This window comes from Kocuria himachalensis, assembly GCF_054784195.1.
The window spans coordinates 1-876 of record NZ_BAAGPL010000050.1; the positions used below are offsets into that span (position 1 = coordinate 1).

General features: G+C 67.0%; 1 protein-coding gene. It reads right to left on the reverse strand.

The features are described 5' to 3' along the window. Positions 1 to 165: 165 nt before the first annotated feature. A partial coding sequence (locus ACYVM4_RS18420; protein WP_460669490.1) for a phosphatidylinositol-specific phospholipase C/glycerophosphodiester phosphodiesterase family protein occupies positions 166 to 876 on the reverse strand: 711 nt, incomplete at its 5' end.

Sequence of the window (876 nt, forward strand, 5' to 3'; positions counted from 1 at the left end):
TTAGGGGGGTCTCCTGCTGGCCTGCGGCACCGTAGGGAGCCGCTGTGACCGACCGGCCAACAGCAGGTGAACACCCGGTGTCGGTGTATGCGGCATCCCCGTACACCCGACCGGACCCATGCACTCAACGGCCGTACGGAGCCGAGGACCTGGTGCTCAGAGCCCTCAACGGGTGAGGAACTCCTTCAGGCCGGGAAGGTCGTCGGTGTTGATGTGGTCGACCCCTGCCGCCTGCAGTTCGATCCACAGATTCTCCCGCGCCGGTCCGGCGATGTCGTTGGTGGCCCAGAACCGCACCCGGTACCCGGCCGCGTGGGCCTGCTCCACGTAGTCGTGCAGAGCCTCCCGCTCGGCGGCCGGCATCTGCCCCACACCCTGCCAGGTGAACAGCTTGGTCCAGTTCTCGCTGACCAGCGGCATGAACTCCGGGTCCGCCCCGGAACCCAGGTCGGTGGAGCGCCCGTCGTAGAAGGAATACCGGGTCTCGGCGGCCTGCATCTTCGCCAGGGGCCGGTTGCCGCTGATCACCGCTTCCACGGCCCGGTCCTTGACCTGTCCGTGGTGGTAGTGGGTGATGAACTTCCGGTGCTCGGTCAGTTCTTCCTCGATCGCCGCCCAGGTGTCCGGGCCATCGCTCTTGATGTCGATCAGCAACTGGAAATCCCCGTCATAGCCGGGATAGAGCGCCTTGCCGTTGGGTGAGACCAGCTCCGCCAGCGGGTCCAGGTAGGCCTCTTCCAGAGTCGGGGCATCGGCCAGCTCCCAGGCGTCATGGGCCACCCGCAGCTCCCCGTCGACGAGCCACACGTCGGCCTCCACGGAGGTGAAGCCGTGCTCCAGGGCATCCAGCAGCGGCCGGTCGTGCTCGTAGTCGTT